Source organism: Streptomyces sp. NEAU-W12, from assembly GCF_026242095.1.
Classification (GTDB): domain Bacteria; phylum Actinomycetota; class Actinomycetes; order Streptomycetales; family Streptomycetaceae; genus Streptomyces.
The window spans coordinates 272,609-295,140 of sequence record NZ_JAPJDM010000002.1; the positions used below are offsets into that span (position 1 = coordinate 272,609).

General features: G+C 72.2%; 17 protein-coding genes and 1 pseudogene. 10 read left to right on the forward strand and 8 right to left on the reverse strand.

What is annotated here, in order from left to right; genetic code table 11:
• The first annotated feature begins 233 nt into the window (after positions 1 to 233).
• Complete coding sequence (gene pgi / locus ORI94_RS03450; protein ID WP_266072255.1) at positions 234 to 1,889, forward strand: glucose-6-phosphate isomerase; 1,656 nt, start codon at positions 234 to 236, stop codon at positions 1,887 to 1,889.
• 759 nt (positions 1,890 to 2,648) lie between these two features.
• Here the strand turns inward: pgi and ORI94_RS03455 are convergent.
• The 3 genes from ORI94_RS03455 to ORI94_RS03465 all read right to left on the reverse strand — a co-directional run bounded on the left by ORI94_RS03455 (position 2,649) and on the right by ORI94_RS03465 (position 6,335).
• Positions 2,649 to 4,931, reverse strand: a complete 2,283-nt coding sequence (locus tag ORI94_RS03455; protein WP_266072257.1) for an ABC transporter permease — start codon at positions 4,929 to 4,931, stop codon at positions 2,649 to 2,651.
• 142 nt (positions 4,932 to 5,073) lie between these two features.
• A complete protein-coding gene (locus ORI94_RS03460; RefSeq protein WP_266072260.1) occupies positions 5,074 to 5,823 on the reverse strand; it encodes an ABC transporter ATP-binding protein in 750 nt (249 codons plus the stop codon).
• Positions 5,820 to 6,335, reverse strand: a complete 516-nt coding sequence (locus ORI94_RS03465) for a PadR family transcriptional regulator (RefSeq protein WP_042166235.1) — start codon at positions 6,333 to 6,335, stop codon at positions 5,820 to 5,822. The genes ORI94_RS03460 and ORI94_RS03465 overlap by 4 nt, the downstream gene beginning before the upstream one ends.
• 177 nt (positions 6,336 to 6,512) lie before the next feature.
• On the opposite strand from ORI94_RS03465, the gene ORI94_RS03470 reads away from it, so the two are divergent.
• The 5 genes from ORI94_RS03470 (at position 6,513) to ORI94_RS03490 (ending at position 13,315) form a co-directional block, all read left to right on the forward strand.
• A complete protein-coding gene (locus ORI94_RS03470) occupies positions 6,513 to 7,787 on the forward strand; it encodes an ABC transporter substrate-binding protein (RefSeq protein WP_266072261.1) in 1,275 nt (424 codons plus the stop codon).
• A gap of 261 nt (positions 7,788 to 8,048) precedes the next feature.
• Positions 8,049 to 9,671, forward strand: coding sequence for a glycoside hydrolase family 13 protein (locus ORI94_RS03475; RefSeq protein ID WP_416237767.1), 1,623 nt, complete (start codon positions 8,049 to 8,051; stop codon positions 9,669 to 9,671).
• 73 nt (positions 9,672 to 9,744) lie between these two features.
• A complete protein-coding gene (locus ORI94_RS03480) occupies positions 9,745 to 11,073 on the forward strand; it encodes an ABC transporter substrate-binding protein (RefSeq protein ID WP_266072263.1) in 1,329 nt (442 codons plus the stop codon).
• A gap of 5 nt (positions 11,074 to 11,078) precedes the next feature.
• Complete coding sequence (locus ORI94_RS03485; RefSeq protein ID WP_266072264.1) at positions 11,079 to 12,479, forward strand: ABC transporter permease subunit; 1,401 nt, start codon at positions 11,079 to 11,081, stop codon at positions 12,477 to 12,479.
• Positions 12,476 to 13,315: a carbohydrate ABC transporter permease gene (locus ORI94_RS03490; RefSeq protein WP_266072265.1), complete on the forward strand. Its 840-nt coding sequence runs from the start codon at positions 12,476 to 12,478 to the stop codon at positions 13,313 to 13,315. The genes ORI94_RS03485 and ORI94_RS03490 overlap by 4 nt, the downstream gene beginning before the upstream one ends.
• Before the next feature lie 95 nt (positions 13,316 to 13,410).
• Here ORI94_RS03490 and pgl read toward each other — a convergent pair whose 3' ends face one another.
• The 5 genes from pgl to tkt are packed head-to-tail and all read right to left on the reverse strand — an operon-like array spanning position 13,411 to position 20,147.
• Complete coding sequence (gene pgl / locus ORI94_RS03495) at positions 13,411 to 14,196, reverse strand: 6-phosphogluconolactonase (RefSeq protein ID WP_266072267.1); 786 nt, start codon at positions 14,194 to 14,196, stop codon at positions 13,411 to 13,413.
• The gene (gene opcA / locus ORI94_RS03500; RefSeq protein ID WP_266072269.1) at positions 14,193 to 15,377 is read right to left on the reverse strand and encodes a glucose-6-phosphate dehydrogenase assembly protein OpcA; all 1,185 of its coding nucleotides are present in this window, start codon (positions 15,375 to 15,377) and stop codon (positions 14,193 to 14,195) included. Before opcA ends, pgl begins: the two co-directional genes overlap by 4 nt.
• Positions 15,374 to 16,897: a glucose-6-phosphate dehydrogenase gene (gene zwf, locus ORI94_RS03505; RefSeq protein ID WP_266072271.1), complete on the reverse strand. Its 1,524-nt coding sequence runs from the start codon at positions 16,895 to 16,897 to the stop codon at positions 15,374 to 15,376. The genes opcA and zwf overlap by 4 nt, the downstream gene beginning before the upstream one ends.
• Before the next feature lie 4 nt (positions 16,898 to 16,901).
• Entirely contained in the window at positions 16,902 to 18,020 is a 1,119-nt protein-coding gene (tal, locus tag ORI94_RS03510; RefSeq protein WP_266072273.1) for a transaldolase, read from the reverse strand.
• Positions 18,021 to 18,059: 39 nt separating this feature from the next.
• Positions 18,060 to 20,147 carry a transketolase gene (gene tkt, locus ORI94_RS03515; protein WP_266072275.1) on the reverse strand — a complete coding sequence of 696 codons (2,088 nt, stop codon included), beginning with the start codon at positions 20,145 to 20,147 and terminating at the stop codon, positions 18,060 to 18,062.
• A gap of 330 nt (positions 20,148 to 20,477) precedes the next feature.
• On the opposite strand from tkt, the gene ORI94_RS03520 reads away from it, so the two are divergent.
• The 4 genes and pseudogenes from ORI94_RS03520 to ORI94_RS03535 all read left to right on the forward strand — a co-directional run bounded on the left by ORI94_RS03520 (position 20,478) and on the right by ORI94_RS03535 (position 22,510).
• Positions 20,478 to 21,446, forward strand: coding sequence for a heme o synthase (locus ORI94_RS03520; RefSeq protein ID WP_416237762.1), 969 nt, complete (start codon positions 20,478 to 20,480; stop codon positions 21,444 to 21,446).
• 182 nt (positions 21,447 to 21,628) lie between these two features.
• A complete protein-coding gene (locus ORI94_RS03525) occupies positions 21,629 to 22,009 on the forward strand; it encodes a hypothetical protein (RefSeq protein ID WP_266072277.1) in 381 nt (126 codons plus the stop codon).
• Between the two features lie 119 nt (positions 22,010 to 22,128).
• A pseudogene (locus tag ORI94_RS03530) lies at positions 22,129 to 22,352 on the forward strand (amidohydrolase); the annotation flags it as partial.
• 14 nt (positions 22,353 to 22,366) lie between these two features.
• Positions 22,367 to 22,510, forward strand: a complete 144-nt coding sequence (locus ORI94_RS03535) for a hypothetical protein (RefSeq protein ID WP_266072578.1) — start codon at positions 22,367 to 22,369, stop codon at positions 22,508 to 22,510.
• Positions 22,511 to 22,532: the final 22 nt, after the last annotated feature.

Here is a 22,532-nt window from a genome sequence, read left to right on the forward strand (position 1 = left end):
CGGCTGCTCACAGCCGGCTCCTGCCCGCGGCCCGCTCCTTCTCCCCGCCCGCGGCCCCGCCCGACGTCCTGCCCCTCGCCGTGCTGATACCCGGGGGCCGGACAGCCGTATCTGTTGTTGCGTCTCACGACGGCGTCAGGACAGGTCATGTCCACCTCTGATCAATTAGGTTGGAAACCGGCAGCGGGGCGGATACGCAGCACAGGCAGCAAGGAAGAAGGCTGAAGTCCGAGATGAACGCAGACGGCCGTACCAGGCTCGACCAGACTCCCGAGTGGACCGCACTGGCCAAGCACCGTGAGGAGCTCGGGGACCTGCGGTTGCGCGAGGTGTTCGCCGCCCACCCCGACCGGGGCACCGCGTACACCCTCCGGGTCGGTGACCTGTACATCGATTACTCCAAGCACCTCGTCACCGACGAGACCCTGCGGCTGCTGCGCGAACTGGCCGCGGCCACCGACGTGTTCGGGTTGCGCGACGCCATGTTCCGCGGTGAGCGGATCAACACCACCGAGGACCGGGCGGTCCTGCACACCGCCCTCAGGGCGCCGCGCGACGCGGTGGTCGAGGTCGACGGGGAGAACGTCGTCCCGGGCGTGCACGCCGTTCTCGACAAGATGGGCGACTTCGCCGACCGGGTGCGTTCCGGCGAGTGGACCGGCCACACCGGCAAGCGCATCCGCGCCGTGGTCAACATCGGCATCGGCGGCTCCGACCTGGGCCCCGCGATGGCGTACGAGGCGCTGCGCGCCTTCACCGACCGCGACCTCACGGTCCGCTTCGTTTCCAACGTGGACGGATCCGACCTGCACGAGGCCACCCGCGACCTGGACCCGGCCGAGACGCTGTTCGTCATCGCGTCCAAGACCTTCACCACCATCGAGACGGTCACCAACGCCACCTCCGCGCGGACCTGGCTGCTCGACGCGCTCGGCGACCAGGCCGCTGTCGCCAGGCACTTCGTCGCCCTGTCGACGAACGCGGAGAAGGTCGCCGACTTCGGCATCGACACCGCGAACATGTTCGAGTTCTGGGACTGGGTCGGGGGACGCTACTCGTACGACTCGGCGATCGGCCTGTCGCTGATGATCGCCATCGGGCCGGACCGCTTCCGGGAGATGCTCGACGGGTTCCGCCTCGTCGACGACCACTTCCGCACCGCCCCCGCCGAGTCCAACGCGCCGCTGCTGCTGGGGCTGCTGGGCGTCTGGTACAACAACTTCCTGGGCGCCCAGTCGCACGCGGTGCTGCCGTACTCGCACTACCTGGCGAAGTTCACCGCCTATCTCCAGCAGCTCGACATGGAGTCCAACGGCAAGTACGTCGGCCGGGACGGGCGCGAGGTCCGGTGGCAGACCGGCCCCGTCGTCTGGGGCACGCCGGGGACCAACGGGCAGCACGCCTACTACCAGCTGATCCACCAGGGGACGAAGCTGATCCCGGCGGACTTCATCGGCTTCGCCGAGCCGGTCGCCGAGCTGAGTGACGAACTCAAGGCGCAGCACGACCTGTTGATGGCCAACTTCTTCGCCCAGACGCAGGCCCTGGCCTTCGGCAAGACGCCGGACGAGGTGCGTGGCGAGGGAGTGCCCGAGGAACTGGTGCCGCACAAGACGTTCAAGGGCGACCACCCCACGACCACGGTCCTCGCGCGCGAGCTGACCCCGTCCGTCCTCGGCCAGCTCGTCGCCCTCTACGAGCACAAGGTGTTCGTGCAGGGCGCGGTCTGGAACATCGACTCCTTCGACCAGTGGGGCGTGGAGCTCGGCAAGGTGCTCGCCAAGCGCGTCGAACCCGCGCTCACCGAGGGCGCCGACGTGCCCGGCCTGGACGCCTCCAGCCGGGCCCTGGTCGCCACCTACCGGGAGCTGCGCGGCCGGAGCCGGTAGCGGAGCGGGAAGCGGACGGCGTGCCGCCGTCCGCTTCCCGTGGAATCCCCCGTCGATCATGACGACGACCGTCACAGCAGACGCTCGGGGGCGCTCAAGTCGAGACGTGCACCCGGGAGTTGGACAGGCGGAACGCTCAGGTGCACGACGTTCCCGAAGCCCCGTCAGCTGGCGCGGGCGCTGTTCCGCCCCGCGCGGATACCCGACTCGCTCGAGCCGTCCATCGAACGGCTCGAGCGGTGCTACGGCATCCGGCTGACGGACCCCCGGCGCCCCGGGGCCCGTTCCCCGGACTCGTCCCGCAGATCCCGGCTCCGGCGCCGGAACCGGCATCACACCCGGTCTCCGTTTCCCCCCACGCCCCGGCGTACGGTCCCGGACAGCCGCACACGCCGGTGCGGGGGAACCCCTACTCCTCCCCGCGGTCCCCGTACGCCCCGGGCACGCCCGGCCATCCGTACGCACCGTCCGCCCCGCAGAACCCGTACGCGTGCTGACCCACCGGAGAACGGCGGCGTCCCTCCGGGTGGTGCAGCCGATCGGGGCACCGGAACCCACAGGTCGGGGACGGAGGTCCCGTCGCTCCAGGGGATCAACCCGTCTCAGCAGGGCGCCCTGTGGGCTGCCGCCTCTGCGGAGACCGCCCGAGGCCTTGTACCGGAACGCGCAACGCTTGACCCCCTGCTCCATGACGCGGGACGCGATCCGGAGAACCCCTCCGCGCACCCACCTGCCGCAGCTCCCGGGACCGTCAGGCCGTCACGTGACCGCGCTCAGGGTGTCCGCGAGGCGGCGCCGGGCCGCGCGGGCCGCCGGGAGGGACGCCAGGGCGGCGGCGCCCAGGACGGCGGCGGCGGCGAGCAGCACCAGGAGCGCGGAGGAGGGCCCCCGGGCGATTCCGGCGCCGATGCCGCTCGACCTTCCCTGGGCGTCGATCAGCCAGTGCGCCAGTGGCAGCCCCAGCCCCATGGCGACGAGCACGGCGGCCAGTGCCGTGCAGGAGGCGGCCGTGACCGTGATCCCGGTGATCTGCCGGGGCGAGAGGCCGATCGCCTTGAGCGCGAGCAGATCCCGTTCGCCCTCGCGCACCGTGCCGCCGATCGCGGTGAGCAGCTCGATCAGCCCGATCAGGGCGAGTACGGCGATCAGCCCGACGACGACCGCGCGCAACGCGGACAGCCCTTCGGCGGGGTTGGTCACCTCACGCACGTCCAGTCTGCCGTCTCCCGCCCCGGCCAGCCGCTCGGCGACGGCCGCGGGGTCGGCGCCCGGGTCCAGCCGGACCTGGTAGAGGGCGGGCCTCAGTCCGGGGTCGTTGCCGCGGAGGGTGTCGAGCGAGGTGGAGATGACCCGTCCGGCGTTCTCGGGCTCGATGCTGCGGCCGACGATGTGCAGGATCTGCGGCCGGTCGCCGACGGTCACCCGCACCCAGTCGCCGACCCGGACATGCAGCAGGTCCAGCAGCCCCTGCCCGGCCACCGCCTCGTCGGGTCCGTGCGCGGCTCGGCCCTCGGCCAGGGCGAACGGGTAGGGCTCCCGGCGGGTGCCGAAGCCGCGCAGCGCGATCGTCGCGGTCTGGCCGGGGACCAGGGCGGCCACCTCCACGCCCGGGTGGGCGGCGGCGACCTGCGGATCGCGTTCCAGCAGGGCGCGGACCTCCCGGTCACCGAACGAGGCGTCCGCGCGGACGCTGAGCGCGGCGGGCAGCCCCACCCGCTCCGGGCTGCTGTGGAAGCGGTCGATGGTGGTCCAGGCGCTCAGCGCCGTCACGATCAGCAGCAGTGGCAACGCCAGCCTGGCCACCGTGCCCAGGGAGCGCGGACGGCGGCCGAACGCCTTGTGCCCGCCCAGGACCAGTGCGGGCGGCACCCGGGCCCCCAGCGCCCGTCGCGCCACCCCCGTCAGCCGGCCCGCCTTTGGTGCCGCCGGTCTGGGCACCGGCACCGGCGGCACCCGGCCCGCCCGCCACGCCGCGAGCCCGGTGGTGGCACCGATGAACAGCACCGCCCCCACGGGCACGGCGAACAGTGCCACGGTGTGTCCCGGCAGCCCCTGCCACACGCCGACCGCGTCCCCGAGCCGGCCCGGTATCCCGCTGCCCAGCGCCTCGGTCAGCGCGGCGGCCGCCACCGCGCCCAGCAGGGCGTAGCCCAGGTGCTGGAGCAGGAAGACGCGGACGACCTGCCCCGGGGTGAAGCCGATCGCCTTGAGGACGGAGATGTCCCGCAGGTGCCCCCGGATCCGGGTGCCGATCGCCCCGTGCACCGCGAACCCGGCGGCGACCAGCGCGCCGGTCCCGAACAGGCCGAGGACCTGGCCGAGCAGCCGGTTGTCGCCCTGCGCCGCGGCCCGCGCCTGCTGCCAGGTGGAGACCTCGCCGATGGCGCCGGCGCCCAGCACCGTCACCGCACGCTGCACCGCGTACCCGGTGTCGGCGGGGTCGGTCAGCCGCAGCCCGGTCACCCGGCCGTCGGGGTCGGGCACGGCCGACGGCAGGGCCCACACCAGGCCGGGCTGTTCCCCCGGCCGGTAGCGCGGCTCGGCGCTGTCGGCGACGCCCACCACGGTCAGGGTCCGCGCGGTGCCGGGCAGGGTGAGGGTGTCGCCGGGCGCGGTGAGCAGGGCACGGGCGAGGCTGCTCTCCAGGACCACACCGTCGGGGACGGCGGGGTCCAGCCAGTGCCCGGAGGTGATCAGCGGGCGGCCGGTCCCGGGCCGTCCGACCGTGCCGCGCAGTTCGGCGGAGGCCCGGCTGCCGCGGGCGGTGAGGGTCACGGAGGCCGTGGGGTGGGGGCCGGAGACGGACTCCACACCGTCCAGGTCCGCCAGCTTCGAGGCATCGGCCGAGACGGTGGTGTGCAGGGTGACGTGGGCGCCGCGGGCCTGGGTGAAGGTCCGCTGCCAGGGGTTGGTGGCGTATCCGAACAGGGCCGTGGCCAGCAGCAGGGACGCGACGACCCCCGCGGTGGCGAGGACCAGGAACAGCGCCTCGCCGCGGTGCGCGCGCAGATCGGAGTGCGCCCAGCGCAGGGTCGCTCGCACCGGCGTCAGCTCCTTCGCCCGCGCCGGACGCCCGGACCGTCGTACACCCGCATGCCCGTCCTTCGTCAGTCCTGGTCGGTCCCGTGCTCCGGTCGGTTCCTGGTCGGTCCCGTGCTCCGGTCGGTTCCTGGTCGGCTCCCGGTCAGTCCCTGAGTTCCAGCACCCCGGACGTGCCGCGGCCGCGCGACGGCGTCCCGTCGAGTTCCGCGTCGTCGGCGATCCGTCCGTCGAAGAAGCTGATCACCCGGTCGGCGGCGCTCGCCAGCCGGGCGTCGTGCGTGACCAGGACGATCGTCTGTCCGCGCTGGTGGAAGCGGGACAGCAGCCGCATCACCTCGCGGGTGCCCTTGCTGTCCAGACTGCCGGCGGGTTCGTCGGCCAGCAGCAGCGGCGGATGGTTGACCAGGGCACGGGCCAGCGCGACCCGCTGCTGCTCACCGCCGGACAGCTCGCCGGGCATGCTCCGCTCCTTGCCCGTCAGGCCCAGCTCGGCCAGCAGCTCCTCCCGGCCGGCGCGGGCCTTCTTCGGCGGGGTCCCGGCGAGCAGGGCCGGCAGCTCCACGTTGTCGGCGACCGACAGGTTCGAGACGAGGTTGAAGAACTGGAAGACGATCCCGATGCGCTTCCTGCGCTCCACCGCCCAGCGGGCCTCGCCGTAGGCGTCGGTGCGCTCGCCGTCCAGCCAGATGCTGCCGGCGTCCGGACGCTGGAGCCCGCCGAGCAGATGGAGCAGGGTCGACTTGCCGGCCCCGGACGGGCCGGTGACCGCCACGAACTCGCCGCGCCTGACCCGCAGCCCGACCCCGCGCACCGCGTGCGCCGGGGCTCCCTCGCCGTGGTGCGTCTTGACCAGGCCTTCGGCGCGCAGCACGAGGGCGGGGCTCTCGCTCACTCCAGCTCCTCCAGCTCTTCCTGGCACCGCTCCAGCCAGTCGAGGTCGGCCTGCAGGTGCAGCATCGCGCCCTCGATCAGCAGATGGGCGACGCGGTTGTCCCGGTCTTCGGCGGCGGCCAGCTTCGACAACTGCCGCATGGTGTTGAGGTACTGGCGCCGCTGCCGGTTGATCAGGGCGATCCGGTCGGCGAGGCCGGTCTGCGGGGCGAGGGCCAGCTTCATGAAGAACTCGTCCCGCACCCGCGGCTCGTCCGCGGTCTCCTCGTACCAGGCGCGCAGCGCCTCCCGCCCGGCGTCGGTGAGGTGGTAGACCTTCTTGTTGGGCCGGCTGGACTGCTCGACGTCCTCGCCCTCGATCAGCCCCGACTTCTCGAGGCGGCCCAGGGTGACGTAGATCTGGCCGACGTTCGGCTGAGGGTACGCGGAGCCCAGCAGTTGCTCAAGGTCCTGCTTCAGCTCGTAGCCGTGGGCGGGGCCGCGGGCGAGCAGGGCCAGCAGGGACTGCCGCACTCGTGCTCTCCTCCCCGCGTCCTTCGTGCCCGCGCCCGATGCCGTGTCCCGCGCACACGGGATGTGCCGCACGCCCTAGTATCACCGATACCTAACAGGTATACATGGCCACTGACCCCGGCAAGGGTGCCGGGTGGTGCCGGACAGTACCGGTCACGGGTGCACAGGGAGGAACCCATGCGGTGGATCCGTGCCGCGGGCAGGGGCCTTCTCGTCCTCGCCGTGCTCCTGGCCGTGGGGGTGGCCTCCGGGGCGCGTGCCGGCCAGGTCGCCCCCGGCGGCGGGCGCGGCCCGCTCACCCTGGCCACCGCGGGGGACCTCACCGGCTATCTCGGCCCGCTGCTCGACGGCTGGAACCGCACCCATCCCGGCGAGGAGGTCACCCTCGTCGAACTGCCCGACTCGGCCGACGAGACCCGCGCGCAGATGATCACCGACCTGCGCGACGCCGGCCGCGGCCGCTTCGACGTGCTCAACATCGACGTCAGCTGGACCTCGGAGTTCGCCGCCGGAGGCTGGATCCGCCCGCTGCCGCGCGACCGCTTCCCGCTGGACGCCTTCCTGCCGGGGGTCGTGGACACCGCGACCTACGACGGCCGGCTGTACGCAGTCCCGTACGTGACCAACGCCGGGCTGCTCCTGTACCGCGCGGACGTGCTCGACGCCGAGGGGGTGGCACCGCCGCGTACCTGGGACGACCTGGAGCGGGCCGCGAGGACCCTCGCCCCGGCGCACGGACTCGACGGCTACGCGGGCCAGTTCCTGCCCTACGAGGGCCTGACCGTCAACGCGGCCGAGGCCGTCTACTCGGCGGGCGGCACCATCCTGGGCGACGAGGGCGAGCGCGTCACCGTCGACTCCCGGGCGGCCCGCGAGGGCATCGGGTTCCTCGCCCGCGGGGTCCGCGACGGCTGGATCCCCCAGGAGGCGCTGGCCTACAAGGAGGAGGAGTCCAAGCAGGCCTTCCAGGACGGCAGGCTGCTCTTCCTGCGCAACTGGCCCTACGCCTACGTCGCCGCGTCGGCCGAGGGCTCCGCGGTCGCCGGCAAGGTCGGCGCCGTGCCCCTGCCGGGGCCGGACGGGCCGGGGACCAGTGTCCTCGGCGGTTCCAACCTCGCCGTGGCCGCCCACGCGCGGTACCCCGACTCCGCCGCGCGGCTGATCGCCCACCTCACCAGCGACCCCGTCCAGCGCCAGGTGCTCACCCGCGGCGCGCTGCCGCCCGTCCGGGCCGCGCTGTACGACGACCCGGAGCTGGTCCGGCGGTTCCCGTACCTGCCGACGCTGCGCGAGAGCGTGCTCGCCGCCGCCCCGCGCCCCAAGAGCCCGCGTTACGACCAGGTGAGCCTGGTCGTGCAGGCGGTGGTGCGCGACGCGATGACCGGACGGCAGACCCCCGGGTCCGCGGTGCGACGGCTGGCACGCGAACTCGCCGCCGTCTCCGCGAGCTAGACGCGCCGCCCGCCCCGGCGCCGCTCACCCGGACATCCATCTCTAGTTACCTGTTAGGTAACGCGGATGTCTCGACTGTGCCCGTCATGTCCCATGAAGAGATGGTTTTCCTACGGCAACCGCCCGGTAGCTTGTGCCACTTCATTGACACCTCCGTGACACACCTACCTAACATGCATCCATAACGGCGACAGTGCCGTCGGCCCGGGAACCCCGGGTCTCCGCACGCACAGACAGGTCGACGTGGTGAGTTCCGAGCACATCGACACCCACCGCTGGTGGCGCGACGCAGTGATCTACCAGGTGTACGTCCGCAGCTTCCTGGACAGCACCGGCGACGGCATCGGCGACCTCGCCGGGGTCCGGGCGGGTCTGCCGTACCTGAGGAAACTGGGTGTGGACGGGATCTGGCTGAGCCCCGTCTACCCCTCGCCGCAGCACGACCACGGCTACGACGTCGCCGACCACCGTGACATCGACCCGGTCTTCGGCGACCTCGCGGAGTTCGACCTGCTCGTAGGGGCCGCCCGGCGGCTCGACGTCAAGGTGCTGCTGGACATCGTCCCCAACCACTGCTCCAGTGAGCACCCCTGGTTCCGCGAGGCGCTCTCCGCGCCGCCCGGCAGCCCGCAGCGCGCCCGTTTCCACTTCGCCGACGGCCGCGGACCGGACGGCGCCGAACCGCCCAACAACTGGCATGCCATGTTCGGCGGGCCCGCCTGGACGCGCGTCACCGAGCCGGACGGCCGGCCCGGCCAGTGGTACCTGCACATGTTCACGCCCGAACAGCCGGACTGGAACTGGCGCACCCCCGAGGTCGCCGCCGACTTCGACCGCACCCTGCGGTTCTGGCTGGACCGCGGCGCCGACGGCTTCCGCGTAGACGTCGCCGCCGGACTCTTCAAACACCCGGACCTGCCCGACTCCCCGGACCCCGGGGCCGACGCCCGCGCCCGCGACTCGGTCAACCCGCTGGCCTGGAACCAGCCCGAGGTGCACGAGGTGTGGCGGCACTGGCGCGCGGTGTGCGAGGAGTACACGCGGCGCGACGGCCGTGAACGGCTCCTGGTCGGCGAGGTCTCCGTCCCGAGCGCCCGCGAACACGCCACGTACGTCCGACCCGACGAGCTGCACCAGGCCTTCTTCTTCGACCTGCTCGGCGCGCCCTGGGACGCCGACGCCTTCCGCAAGGTCGTCTCCGAGGCCGTGCAGGACATCGCCGGCACCGGCTCGACCGTCACCTGGGTCCTCAACAACCACGACCAGGTCCGCACCGTCACCCGCTACGGCGAACCCGCCCCCCAGGGCAGCGGCCTCGGCACCGCCCGCGCCCGCGCCGCCGCACTGCTGATGCTGGCGCTGCCCGGCGCCGCGTACATCTACCAGGGCGAGGAGCTGGGCCTGCCCGAGGTCGTCGACCTCCCCGACGACGTGCTCACCGACCCGATCTTCCGCCGCACCGGCAGCCGCGCCCGGATCCGCGACGGGTGCCGGGTGCCGCTGCCCTGGTCGGGGCAGGCCTCCCCGTTCGGCTTCACCTCCGGCGCCGAGGGGGCCGCCCCCTGGCTGCCGCAGCCCGACTGGTTCGCCGAGCACGCCACCGACCGGGCCCTCGCCGACACCCGTTCCTCCTGGCACCTCTACCGCGACGGCCTGCAGCTGCGTTCCGCGCTGCCCCAGTTGGGCGAGGGCACGCTGCGCTGGCTGGAGACCGGGCCGGACGTCCTGGCCTTCGTCCGCGCCGACGACCTGGTGTGCGCCGTGAACTTCGGCACCACCCCCGTGTCCGCCCCGGTCCTCGGCACCCCGCTGCTCGCCAGCGGCCCGTGCCCGCCCGGGGTCCTGCCCGGCTCCACGGCCGCCTGGTGGATCAACGGCTCCTGAACCCCACCGCTCCCCGTATCCCGGACCCCACCCGCTCCCCGTACCCGGAACGTATCCCGAAGGGACATCGACGATGATGCGACGACGTACCACCCTGCTCACCGGCTGCACCGCCCTCGTGCTCGCCCTCGGCACCACCGCCTGCGGCTCGGGCGAGCCCGTCGCGGCCGGCGGCGGCGACAAGGCGCTCGGCGGTCAGACCGTCTCGGTCGCCGGCGTCTGGTCCGGCAGCGAGCAGAAGAACTTCCAGAAGGTGCTGGACGCCTTCACCGAGAAGACCGGCGCCACGACCCAGTTCGTGTCCACCGGCGACAACGTCTCCACCGTCGTCGGCAGCAAGATCGAGGGCGGAAACGCCCCCGACGTCGTGATGGTCCCGCAGGTCGGCGTGTTGAAGCAGTTCGCCGAGCAGGGCTGGCTCAAGCCGCTGGACAAGAAGGTCCGGGACACCGTCGACGCCAACTTCGCCGAAGTCTGGCGCACCTACGGCAGCGTCGACGGCACCCTGTACGGCCTCTACTTCAAGGCCGCCCACAAGTCGACCGTCTGGTACAGCCCCGAGGCCTTCGAACAGGCCGGGGTCACCCCGCCGAAGACCTACGACGCCCTGCTGGAGGACGGGCAGACGATCTCCGACTCCGGCCTCGCCGCCTTCTCGGTCGCCGGACAGGACGGCTGGACACTGACCGACTGGTTCGAGAACGTCTACCTCTCCCAGGCCGGCCCCGAGAAGTACGACGCCCTCGCCGCACACGAGACCAAGTGGACCGACCCGACGGTGGTCGAGGCGCTCACCACACTCGGCGACCTCTTCAAGGACGAGCAGCTCATCGCCGGCGGTCGCAAGGAAGCGCTGAACACCGACTTCCCCGGCTCGGTGGAGAAGGTCTTCGGCCCCGAGCCCGACGCCGCCATGGTCTACGAGGGCGACTTCGTGGCCGGCGTCGCCAAGGACCAGTTCGGCAAGGACATCGGCACCGACGCGAACTTCTTCCCGTTCCCGCCGGTCGGCGACGGCGAGGCACCGGTGGTCAGCGGCGGCGACGCGGCCGTGGTGCTCAAGGACGGCAAGAACGCCGAGGCGGGCATGGCGCTGCTCGAGTACCTGGCCACCCCCGAGGCCGCCGCCGTGTGGGCCGAGGCCGGCGGCTTCCTCTCCCCGAACACGAAGCTCGACCTCGCCTCCTACGGCGACGACGTCACCCGCGCCACCGCCGAGTCCCTCGTCGAGGCCGGCGACTCGGTCCGCTTCGACATGTCGGACCAGGCCCCGGCGGCCTTCGGCGGCACCAAGGGCACCGGCGAGTGGAAGATCCTCCAGGACTTCCTGCGCGACCCGTCCGACCCGGAGAAGACCGCGGCCGAGCTGGAGAAGGCGGCGGCCAAGGCGTACGGGAACTGACGGCCATGACCGCCACCCTGGTGAAAGAGGCGAGCCCTCCGGCGTCCCCGCCCCCCGCAGACGCCCGCCGCCGGCGTCTGCGGGGGCGCGCCGTCGCCGTGCTGTTCGTGCTGCCCGCGCTGCTCCTGCTGGGCGCGCTGGTCGTGTACCCGGTGCTGTTCTCCGTCGGCCGCAGCCTCTTCGACGCCTCCGGAACCCGGTTCGTGGGCGCCGGGAACTACACCGAGATGTTCCGCGACCCCGCCACCCTCAAGGCCGTCCGCAACACCGCGATCTGGGTGGTGATCGCCCCCACCCTGCTCACCGGCCTCGGCCTGATCCTGGCCGTGCTGGTGGAGAAGGTCCGCTGGGCCACCGCCTTCAAACTGCTGCTGTTCATGCCGATGGCGGTGTCCTTCCTGGCGGCCGGCATCATCTTCCGGCTCGCCTACGACGACGACCCCGACAAGGGCGTGCTGAACGCCGCCGCCGTCTCCCTCCACGACGCCTTCAAGGGCAGCTCCTCCTACCCGACCGCCCGCGCCCGCGAGGACACCGGCGGCGGGGACGGGAACGGGGGAGGGGGCGCCGGGGCGGGCCTGGCACAGCAGGCCGACGGCGCGTACGCGACCGGCGCGGACGTCTCCCCGGGCACCGTCACGGCCCTCGGCCTGGTCGGCGTCGCCCCCAAGGACCTCCCCGACGGCGCCGCCCCCGCGCACCCGGCGGCCACCGGCCGGGAGGCCGGCGCCGACGAGGTCCGCGGCGTGGTCTACCTCGACTTCACCCCCGGCGGCGGAGGAGAACCGGGAGTCGTCGACCGGGAGGAGAGCGGACTGCCCGGGATGAAGGTCGAGGCGGTCCGTGACGGACGCACCGTCGCGAGCACGACGACCGCCGCCGACGGCTCGTTCTCCTTCACCGGCCTGGCCGGCGGCCCCTACGCCGTCGAGCTGCCCGCCGCCAACTTCGCGCCCCCCTACGACGGCATCTCCTGGCTCGGCCCCACCCTGGTCACCCCGGCGATCATCGGGGCCTACCTGTGGATCTGGACCGGCTTCGCGATGGTGATGATCGGCGCGGGCCTCTCCACCCTGCCGCGGGACGCGCTGGAGGCCGCGCGGATGGACGGCGCGAACGAGTGGCAGATCTTCCGCCGGATCACCGTCCCGCTGCTCGCGCCCGTCCTCACCGTCGTCTTCGTGACCCTGGTGATCAACGTGATGAAGGTCTTCGACCTCGTCTACATCATCGCGCCCGGACCCGTGCAGGAGGACGCGACCGTACTCGCCACCCAGATGTGGCTGGTGTCGTTCGGCGGCGGCAACAACCAGGGGCTGGGCAGCGCCCTCGGTGTACTGCTCCTGCTGCTGGTCGTCCCCGCCATGGTCTTCAACGTCCGCCGCTTCCGAAGGAGTCAGCGATGAACGCGATCCGGCGCGGCCTGGGCAACGCCGTGGTGCAGGCGTTCCTGGTCGTGATCGGCCTGGTGTGGATGACCCCGCTGGCCGGCCTGTTCCTGTCCTCGATGCGCTCCGCGGAGGACACGGCCAAGGGCGGCTGGTGGACCGTGTTCACCAGCCCCGGGCAGCTGTCCTTCGACAACTACGCGGCCCTGCTGAAGAACTCGGGCATGACCCAGGCGTTCTGGAACACCGTGCTGATCTCGGTGCCGACCACGGTCCTGGTCGTGGTCGTCGCGGCGCTCGCCGGATACGCCTTCGCCTGGCTGGACTTCCCCGGCCGTGAGGCGGTCTTCCTCCTCGTGGTGGCGCTGCTGGTCGTGCCCGTGCAGATCGGGCTGCTGCCGGTCGCCAAACTCTTCGGCCAGCTGGGACTGTTCGGGACCATCCCCGGAGTCGTGCTGTTCCACGTGGCGTACGGGCTGCCGTTCGCGGTGTTCCTGCTGCGGAACTACTTCGCCGAGATGCCCAAGGAGATGCTGGAGGCCGCCCGGATGGACGGCGGCAGCGAGTGGCGTGTCTTCACCCGGCTCGTCCTGCCCGTGGGCCGCCCGGCGATCGCCAGCCTCGCCGTCTTCCAGTTCCTGTGGGTCTGGAACGACATGCTGGTCGCCCTGCTCTTCGCCGACAGCTCCGCGCAGCCGCTGACGGTGGAACTCCAGTCGCAGATCCGCCAGTTCGGCAGCAACATCGACGTGCTCGCACCGGGGGCGTTTCTGTCGCTGGTGGTGCCGGTGGTGGTGTTCTTCGCCTTCCAGCGGCACTTCGTGCAGGGGGTGATGGCGGGGTCGGTGAAGTGAGGGGCGGGTGCGGGGGCGGCGAGGGGTCCTTCGCCCCCGCCGCCCCTTCCTTCCCCCCGAGTCCTACGAGCAGGGGGCGCCCCCGGACGGGCTGATCAGGCCGACGCCGACGGATAGAGCGACCGGGGCAGGTGCGAGGCCGCCGCCGTGTCCAGGAGCCACAGGGTGCGGGCCCGGCCGTATGCGCCGGCCGCCGGGGCCTGGATCTCGCCCGCGCCCGACAGGGCGATCGCCGCGGCCTTCGCCTTGTCCTCACCGGCCGCCAGCAGCCACACCTCGCGGGCCGTACGGATCGCCGGCAGGGTGAGCGTCACCCTGGTCGGCGGCGGCTTGGGCGCGCCGTGGACGCCGACCACCGCGCGCTCCGTCTCCCGGACCGCGGGCAGCTCCGGGAAGAGGGACGCCACGTGCGTGTCCGGGCCGACGCCCAGCATCAGCACGTCGAACTCCGGCACCCCTCCGTGGTTCGTCGGTCCCGCGGCACGGGCCAGCTCCTCGGCGTACGCGGCCGCCGCCGCGTCCACGTCGGTGCCGTGCGGTCCGTCGGACGCGGGCATGGCGTGCACACGCTCCGGGTCCAGTGGCACCGCGTCGAGCAGCGCCTCGCGCGCCTGGGTGACATTGCGCTCCGGGTCGCCGTCCGGCAGGAACCGCTCGTCACCCCACCACAGGTCGATCCGGCCCCAGTCGACCGCGTCCCGGGCGGGCGCCGCCGCGAGCGCGGCCAGCAGGCCGTTGCCGTTGCGGCCGCCGGTCAGGACCACGGACGCCGAGCCCCGCGAGGCCTGCGCGTCCACGACCCGGGTGATCAGCCGGGCCGCCGCGGCCTGCGCCATCAGCTCCTTGTCGCGGTGCACGACGAGCTGCGGTGCCGTACTCATGTCGCCGCCGCCCCCTTCACCGGCGCCTGCGCCGCCGCGGCGGCCCGGGGACCTTCCGCAGCCGCTTCGCCGGGAGCGGGGCTCCCCGCTCCTTCCGCTCCTGCTTCTTCCGCTCCTGCTCCTTTGGCCGGCGGTTCACCCGCCGACCGCTTCCCGGAGTCACCGGACGCGTCGTCCAGCGCCCGCGACACCGCCTCCGGCCGCTGGCCCGACGGCGCCGGAGGCACCGTCGGATCCGCCGACGGCCGGTGCGCCGGGCTCCTCAGCCGCTCGACCCCGTACCGCAGCGCCGACGCGTACGTGTCGTCCGGGTCGAGCCGGCGCAGCTCCTCCGCGATCAGCTCCGACGTGGCCCGGCGCTTGAGCGCCACCGCACGCCCCGGCTGACCCTGGATCGACAGCGTCGCCAGCGAACCGTCGGCCCGGTCCAGCACGATCGGACCGCAGTCGGTCGTCAGACGGACCGCCGTGAGCCCGGGGCCGGCGGACAGCGAACGCTTCACGGGGACGTCCAGCCGGTCCGCGAGCCACATGGCCAGCAGCTCACAGCTCGGGTTGGACTCCTCCCCCTCCACCTCGACGCCCTGCACCTCGCAGGTCACCTGGTCCAGGGCCGCCGCCAGCATCGAACGCCAGGGCGTGATCCGGGTCCAGGACAGGTCGGTGTCGCCCGGGGTGTAGGAGTCGGCACGGGCGGCGAGCTCCCGCACCGGCTGCTCGCAGGCGTAGGTGTCGGTCACGCGCCGCTGGCCCAGTGCGCCCAGTGGATCGCCGGCCGGGTCCAGTGGTGCGTCGACCGGCCACCAGACCACCACCGGGGCGTCGGGCAGCAGCAGCGGCAGCACGACGGACTGGGCGTGGTCGGCGACCTCGCCGTACAGCCGCAGCACGACCGTCTCGCCGGCGCCCGCGTCGGCGCCGACCAGCACCTCGGCGTCCAGCCGGGACTGCGTACGGCCGCGGTGCGGGCGGGAGACGCGCTTGATGACGACCAGGGTGCGCGAGGGGTGTTCGCGCGAGGCGTCCCCGGCGGACCTCAGCGCGTCGTAGGCGTTCTCCTCGTCGGTGACGATGACCAGGGTGAGCACCATGCCGACGGCCGGGGTGCCGATGGCCCGGCGGGCCTGCACCAGCGATTTGTTGATCTTGCTGGCCGTGGTGTCCGTGAGGGCTGTCTTCATGGCCGGCGCCAGCTCCGTCCGTCTCGCTCGAGCATGTGGTCCGCCTCGACCGGTCCCCAGGTACCGGCCGGATACTGGGCCGGCCTGCCGTGGTTGTCCCAGTACTCCTCGATCGGGTCGAGGATCTTCCAGGACAGCTCGACCTCCTCGGTGCGCGGGAAGAGGTTGGAGTCGCCGAGCAGCACGTCGAGGATGAGGCGCTCGTAGGCCTCCGGGCTGGACTCCGTGAACGACTCGCCGTAGGCGAAGTCCATCGACACGTCCCGGATCTCCATCGAGGTGCCGGGCACCTTCGAGCCGAACCGCACCGTGACACCCTCGTCCGGCTGGACGCGGATGACGATGGCGTTCGACCCGAGCTCCTCGGTGGCCGTGGTGTCGAAGGGGGAGTGCGGTGCCCGCTGGAAGACGACCGCGATCTCGGTGACCCGGCGGCCCAGCCGCTTGCCGGTGCGCAGGTAGAAGGGGACGCCCGCCCAGCGGCGGTTGTCGACGCCCAGCTTGATCGCCGCGTACGTGTCGGTGGTGGAGCCCGCGTCGATGCCGTCCTCCTCCAGGTACCCGACCGCCTTCGCGCCGCCCTGCCAGCCCGCCGCGTACTGCCCGCGCACGGTGTCCCGGCCCAGGTCCCTCGGCAGCCGCACGGCGCCGAGCACCTTGGTCTTCTCCGCGGCCAGCGCGTCCGCGTCGAAGGAGGCCGGCTCCTCCATCGCGGTCAGCGCCATCAGCTGGAGCAGGTGGTTCTGGATGACGTCGCGGGCGGCGCCGATGCCGTCGTAGTAGCCGGCCCGGCCGCCGATACCGATGTCCTCGGCCATGGTGATCTGCACGTGGTCGACGAAGGACCGGTTCCAGATCGGCTCGAACATCGTGTTCGCGAAACGCAGGGCCAGGATGTTCTGGACGGTCTCCTTGCCCAGGTAGTGGTCGATCCGGAAGACCTGGTCCGGGGCGAACACCTCGTGCACGATCGCGTTGAGCTCCTCGGCCGACCTCAGGTCGTGGCCGAACGGCTTCTCGATCACCGCGCGCCGCCAGGAACCGCTCGACTGGTCGGCCAGCCCGTGCTTCTTCAGCTGCTGGATGACCACCGGGAAGGAACGCGGCGGCACCGACAGGTAGAAGGCGAAGTTGCCGCCCGTGCCCTGCGCCTTGTCCAGCTCCTCGATCGTGCCGCGCAGCCGTTCGAAGGACTCGTCGTCGTCGAAGGTGCCCTGGACGAACCGCATGCCCTGGATGAGCTGCTGCCAGACCTCCTCGCGGAAGGGGGTGCGGGCGTGTTCCTTGACCGCGTCGTGCACCTCCTGCGCGAAGTCCTCGTGCGCCCACTCCCGGCGGGCGAAACCGACCAGCGAGAAGCCCGGCGGCAGCAGACCCCGGTTGGCGAGGTCGTACACCGCCGGCATCAGCTTCTTGCGCGACAGGTCGCCCGTGACCCCGAAGATGACCAGGCCCGACGGCCCCGCGATACGCGGGAGCCGCCGGTCCGCCGGATCACGCAGCGGATTGCTGCTCGACAAGGTGTCAGCCCTCCGAAGGGGCGAGGCGCGCGAGCTCCGCCTCGGTCGACTTCAGCAGGTCGGTCCAGGACGCCTCGAACTTCTGGACGCCCTCCTCCTCCAGCAGCCGCACGACGTCGTCGTACGCGATGCCGAGCTTCTCCACGGCGTCGAGGTCCGCGCGGGCCTGCGCGTAGGTGCCGGCGATGGTGTTGCCGGTGATCCGGCCCGACTCCTCGGTGGCCTCCAGGGTCGCCTCCGGCATGGTGTTCACCGTGTTCGGCGCCACCAGCTCGTCGACGTACATCGTGGACTTGTACGCCTTGTCCTTCACCCCGGTGGAGGCCCACAGCGGACGCTGTTTGTTGGCGCCCTCGCGCTCCAGCGCGCTCCAGCGGTCGGTGGCGAAGACCTCCTCGTACGCCTGGTAGGCCAGGCGCGCGTTGGCGACGGCGGCCTTGCCGCGCAGCGTCTTGGCGGCGTCGGTGCCGAGCGCGTCGATGCGCTTGTCGATCTCGGTGTCCACCCGGGACACGAAGAACGACGCCACCGAGTGGATCTTCGACAGGTCCAGGCCGCGCTCCTTGGCCTTCTCCAGGCCGGTCAGGAACGCGTCCATGACCTTGCGGTAGCGCTCCAGGGAGAAGATCAGCGTGACGTTGACACTGATGCCCAGGCCGATGGTCTCGGCGATCGCCGGGATGCCGGCCTCGGTCGCCGGGATCTTGATCAGGGTGTTGGGCCGGTCCACCAGCCAGGCCAGCTGCTTGGCCTCGGCCACGGTGGAGCGCGTGTTGTGCGCAAGACGCGGGTCGACCTCGATGGAGACCCGGCCGTCCTGGCCGTCGGTGGCGTCGAAGACCGGGCGCAGGATGTCGGCGGCGTCGCGGACGTCCGCCGTCGTGATCATCCGGATGGCCTCTTCGACCGTCACCCCGCGGGCGGCGAGGTCGGCGAGCTGCTGCTCGTAGCCGTCGCCCTCGGAGATCGCCTTCTGGAAGATCGACGGGTTGGTGGTGACGCCCACGACGTGCTGCTGGTCGATCAGCTCGGCGAGGTTGCCGGACGTGATCCGCTTGCGCGACAGGTCGTCCAGCCAGATCGCGACGCCTTCGTCGGAAAGGCGCTTGAGTGCGTCTGTCATGGAAATTCCATCTCCTACGTCTCGTGTCGTGTGTAAGCGTCAGCGCTGGGCGGCGGCCAGCGATTCCCGGGCGACGTCGGCCACGTTCTCGGGGGTGAAGCCGTACTCCTGGAACAGCACCTTGCCGTCGGCGGACGCGCCGAAGTGCTCCAGGGACACGATGCGCCCGGCGTCCCCCACGTACTTGTGCCAGGTGAGGCCGATGCCGGCCTCGACGGCGACGCGGGCCCTCACGGCCGGCGGCAGGACGCTGTCCCGGTACCCCTGGTCCTGCTCCTCGAACCACTCCACCGACGGCATGGACACCACGCGCGTCGGCACGCCGGCGGCCTGCAGCCGCTCGCGCGCCCCGACGGCGACATGCACCTCGGAACCGGTGGCGATCAGAACGACCTGCGGAGCGCCGCCCTCGGCCTCGAACAGCACGTAGCCACCGCGCGCGGCGTCCTCGTTCGGCTCGTAGGTCGGCACGCCCTGGCGGGTGAGGGCCAGACCGTGCGGGGCGCCCTTGCCGAACTCCTTCGTCCAGCGCCGCAGGATCTCCCGCCAGGCGATCGCGGTCTCGTTGGCGTCCGCGGGGCGGACCACGTTCAGACCGGGGATGGCGCGCAGCGAGGCCAGGTGCTCGACGGGCTGGTGGGTCGGGCCGTCCTCGCCCAGACCGATGGAGTCGTGCGTCCACACGTACGTCACCGGCAGGTGCATCAGGGCGGACAGCCGCACCGCGTTGCGCATGTAGTCGGAGAACACCAGGAAGGTGCCACCGTAGATCCGGGTGTTGCCGTGCAGCGCGATGCCGTTCATCTCCGCGGCCATGGAGTGCTCGCGGATGCCGAAGTGGACCGTGCGGCCGTACGGGTTCGCCTCGGGCAGCGGGTTGTCCGCCGGGAGGAACGACGACGTCTTGTCGATCGTCGTGTTGTTGGAGCCCGCCAGGTCGGCCGAGCCGCCCCACAGCTCCGGGACGACCGCGCCGAGCGCCTGGAGCACCTTGCCGGACGCGGCGCGGGTGGCGACCGCCTTGCCCGGCTCGAAGACCGGAAGCTTGTCCTCCCAGCCCTTGGGCAGCTCACCGGCCGCGATCCGGTCGAACTCGGCCGCGCGCTCCGCGTTGGCGCTCCGCCACTCCTGGAACGACTTCTCCCACTCGGCCCGCGCCTGCTTGCCGCGCTCCAGCGCCCCGCGGGTGTGGCCGATGACCTCGTCGGTCACCTCGAAGGTCTGCTCCGGGTCGAAGCCCAGCACCCGCTTGGTGGCGGCCACCTCGTCGTCCCCGAGCGCCGAACCGTGCGCGGCCTCGGTGTTCTGCGCGTTGGGCGCCGGCCAGGCGATGATCGAGCGCATCGCGATGAACGACGGCCGGTCGGTGACCTTCTTCGCCTCGGCGATCGCGTCGTAGAGCGCGCTCGGGTCCAGGTCGCCGTCCGGCTTCGGGGCGACACGCTGCACGTGCCAGCCGTAGGCCTCGTACCGCTTGACGGTGTCCTCGGAGACGGCCGTCTCGGTGTCGCCCTCGATCGAGATGTGGTTGTCGTCCCACAGCAGGACCAGGTTGCCGAGCTTCTGGTGGCCGGCCATCGAGGACGCCTCGGCGGAGATGCCCTCCTGCAGACAGCCGTCACCGGCGACGCAGTACACGAAGTGGTCGAACGGGGAGGTGCCGGCGGCGGCCTCCGGGTCGAACAGGCCGCGCTCGTAGCGGGCGGCCATCGCCATGCCGACCGCGTTGGCGACACCCTGGCCCAGCGGCCCGGTCGTCGTCTCCACGCCGGTGGTGTGCCCGTACTCGGGGTGACCCGGTGTCTTCGAACCCCAGGTGCGGAACGCCTTGAGGTCGTCCAGCTCCAGACCGAAACCGGCCAGGTACAGCTGGGTGTAGAGGGTCAGGGACGAATGGCCGGCGGACAGGACGAAACGGTCCCGCCCGACCCAGTCGGCGTCCGCCGGGTCGTGCCGCATCACCTTCTGGAAGAGGGTGTACGCGGCGGGTGCCAGGCTCATCGCCGTACCGGGGTGGCCGTTGCCGACCCTCTGTACGGCATCGGCGGCCAGGACGCGGGCGGTGTCCACGGCCCGCTGGTCCAGTTCGGTCCACTCGAGATCTGTGGTGGTCGGCTTGGTGCTCACCCTGGGTCAGGGCTCCTCTCCACATGTCTTCGGATGCCGGACGAGTCCATACCGGCGAAGTCGAGCCTACCCCCGGAGGAGGTGCTTCCCCCGAGCCCTTCCAGGCGGCCCCGGGCTCCCGGCGATCCGCCTTCTGACGGGGGAGTATGCACATCCGGCAGATGAATACGGGGCCGCTCATCCGGTTGCTCAATCGAGCCGGGATCCGTGCCGTGAGCAGCCGCGTCCAACACGAGCGGACCCCCGCGAATGTCCGGGTCTGGGCAACGTCTAAGGTGGCGTGGTACGCGCGAGCCTTGACCGCCACTTCATCCGGGAGGGCTCGCTGGGATGTCTCTGTCAGGGGTGCGAGTGACGGCCGTTGAATCCCGTCCTGCGGGGGTTATCGGGACGAGCCAGAGCCCGAGTCACCGGCCGATCGGGGCCCGTGTCAAGGCGTTCGTGGCGTTGACCAAGCCGCGGATCATCGAACTGCTGCTCATCACCACCGTTCCGGTGATGTTCCTCGCGCAGCGGGGTGTGCCCGATCTGCAGCTGGTACTGCTCACCTGCCTCGGCGGCTACCTGTCGGCGGGCGGCGCCAACGCGCTCAACATGTACATCGACCGCGACATCGACGCGCTGATGGACCGCACCTCGCAGCGCCCCCTGGTCACGGGCATGGTCGGCCCGCGCGAGTGCCTGGCCTTCGGCATCACCCTGGCCGTCGTCTCGACCCTGCTGTTCGGTCTCGCCGTCAACTGGCTGTCCGCCTGGCTCTCCCTCGGCGCGCTCCTCTTCTACGTCGTCGTCTACACGATGATCCTCAAACGGCGTACGTCGCAGAACATCGTGTGGGGCGGCATCGCCGGCTGCATGCCGGTGCTGATCGGCTGGTCCGCGGTCACCGACTCGCTGTCCTGGGCGCCGCTCGTCCTCTTCCTCGTCATCTTCTTCTGGACGCCGCCGCACTACTGGCCGCTGTCCATGAAGGTGAAGGACGACTACGCGCGCGTGGGCGTGCCGATGCTTCCGGTCATCGCCTCCAACAAGGTGGTCGCCAAGCAGATCGTGGCCTACAGCTGGGTCATGGTCGCGGTGTCGCTGCTGCTCACCCCGCTCGGCTACACCGGCTGGTTCTACACCGCGGTCGCGCTGGCCGCGGGCGGCTGGTGGCTCTGGGAGGCGCACGCGCTCCTCAACCGGGCCAGGTCCGAGGTGACCGGCGGCAAGCTCAAGGAGATGCGCCTGTTCCACTGGTCCATCACCTATGTGTCGCTGCTCTTCGTGGCCGTCGCGGTGGACCCCTTCCTGCGGTAGACCGTCTGCCCTCCGTCCGACGGGCGGGGGGGGGGGGCCCCGCCCCCCCCCCCCCCCGGGGGGGGGGGGGCCCCCCCGGGGGGGGGGGCGGGGGGCCCCCCGGGGGGGGGGGGGGGGGGGGGCCCCCCCCCCCGCCCCCCCGCCCGTCGCCGTTCGGCCTACCCGTCGGTAGCATCCTGGTCATGGCAGACACGCAGCAGTCGGACCCGAAGGCCGAGCAGACCTCCGAGCAGCGGGCCGCACAGAAGGCCGAGCGCAAGGCCGACCGGAAGGCGGCCAAGCTCGCCCGGCGGATCAGTGGCTTCGCCACGGCCCACGGCGGAGCCGAAGGCCAGATCGCGTACCTCGGACAGTGCGGCGCCCGGATCGTACTGGTCGGCGAGGACGGCGACTGGGGCGACCTGGTCGCCCACTCCTACCCGATCGCGCGGAAGGCGGCCGAGCGGGCGGGCCTCACCCTCCACGAGGACTTCGACGGCGGGTTCGCGGCCAAGGTCAGGACCGGCCCGTACGAATGGACCCGCATGGCGGGTCTCCAGATCGGCGGCCCGGCCAACGGCTGAAGCCCGCCCCGCCCCGCCGCGGGGCCCGGCCGCGGCGGGGCCGTGGCCGGGCAACACCTCCTCACCGGTTCGCCGTCAGGCCCTGCGACACCAGCGCGGTGCCCACCCGGGGAGCCCGGATGATCGCCCCGCCGTCCCCCGCGGACCAGTACTGCCACGGCGTGCTGCGCACCGAACCGTGCCTTGGCACCTTCGGGGCCCAGCTCCCCCGCGGTGGCGGCCCGCCCGCCCCGGGCTCCCCCTCTTCGGCCCTCGGGCCGGTTTCGCCGTACGCCGCCGGTGCCCGCCCCTGCTGGGCCTGGAGCCGCACTGTCCTCCCGGCCAAGCGGTGCCCAGGGGCCGCCCGGACCGCACGCCGTGGGCGCACGCCCGTTCCGCGGGGCCCTCGCGCGGGTCCTCGGCGGCCGGGTCGCCGAAGGCGCGTGGGTACTAGGCGACGCGCAGCGGGGGGCCGCGACGATCGCCCCGGAGAACGCGGGCGGGGTGTACGGGCTGGAGTGAGACGTGGAGACGGGACGCGGGG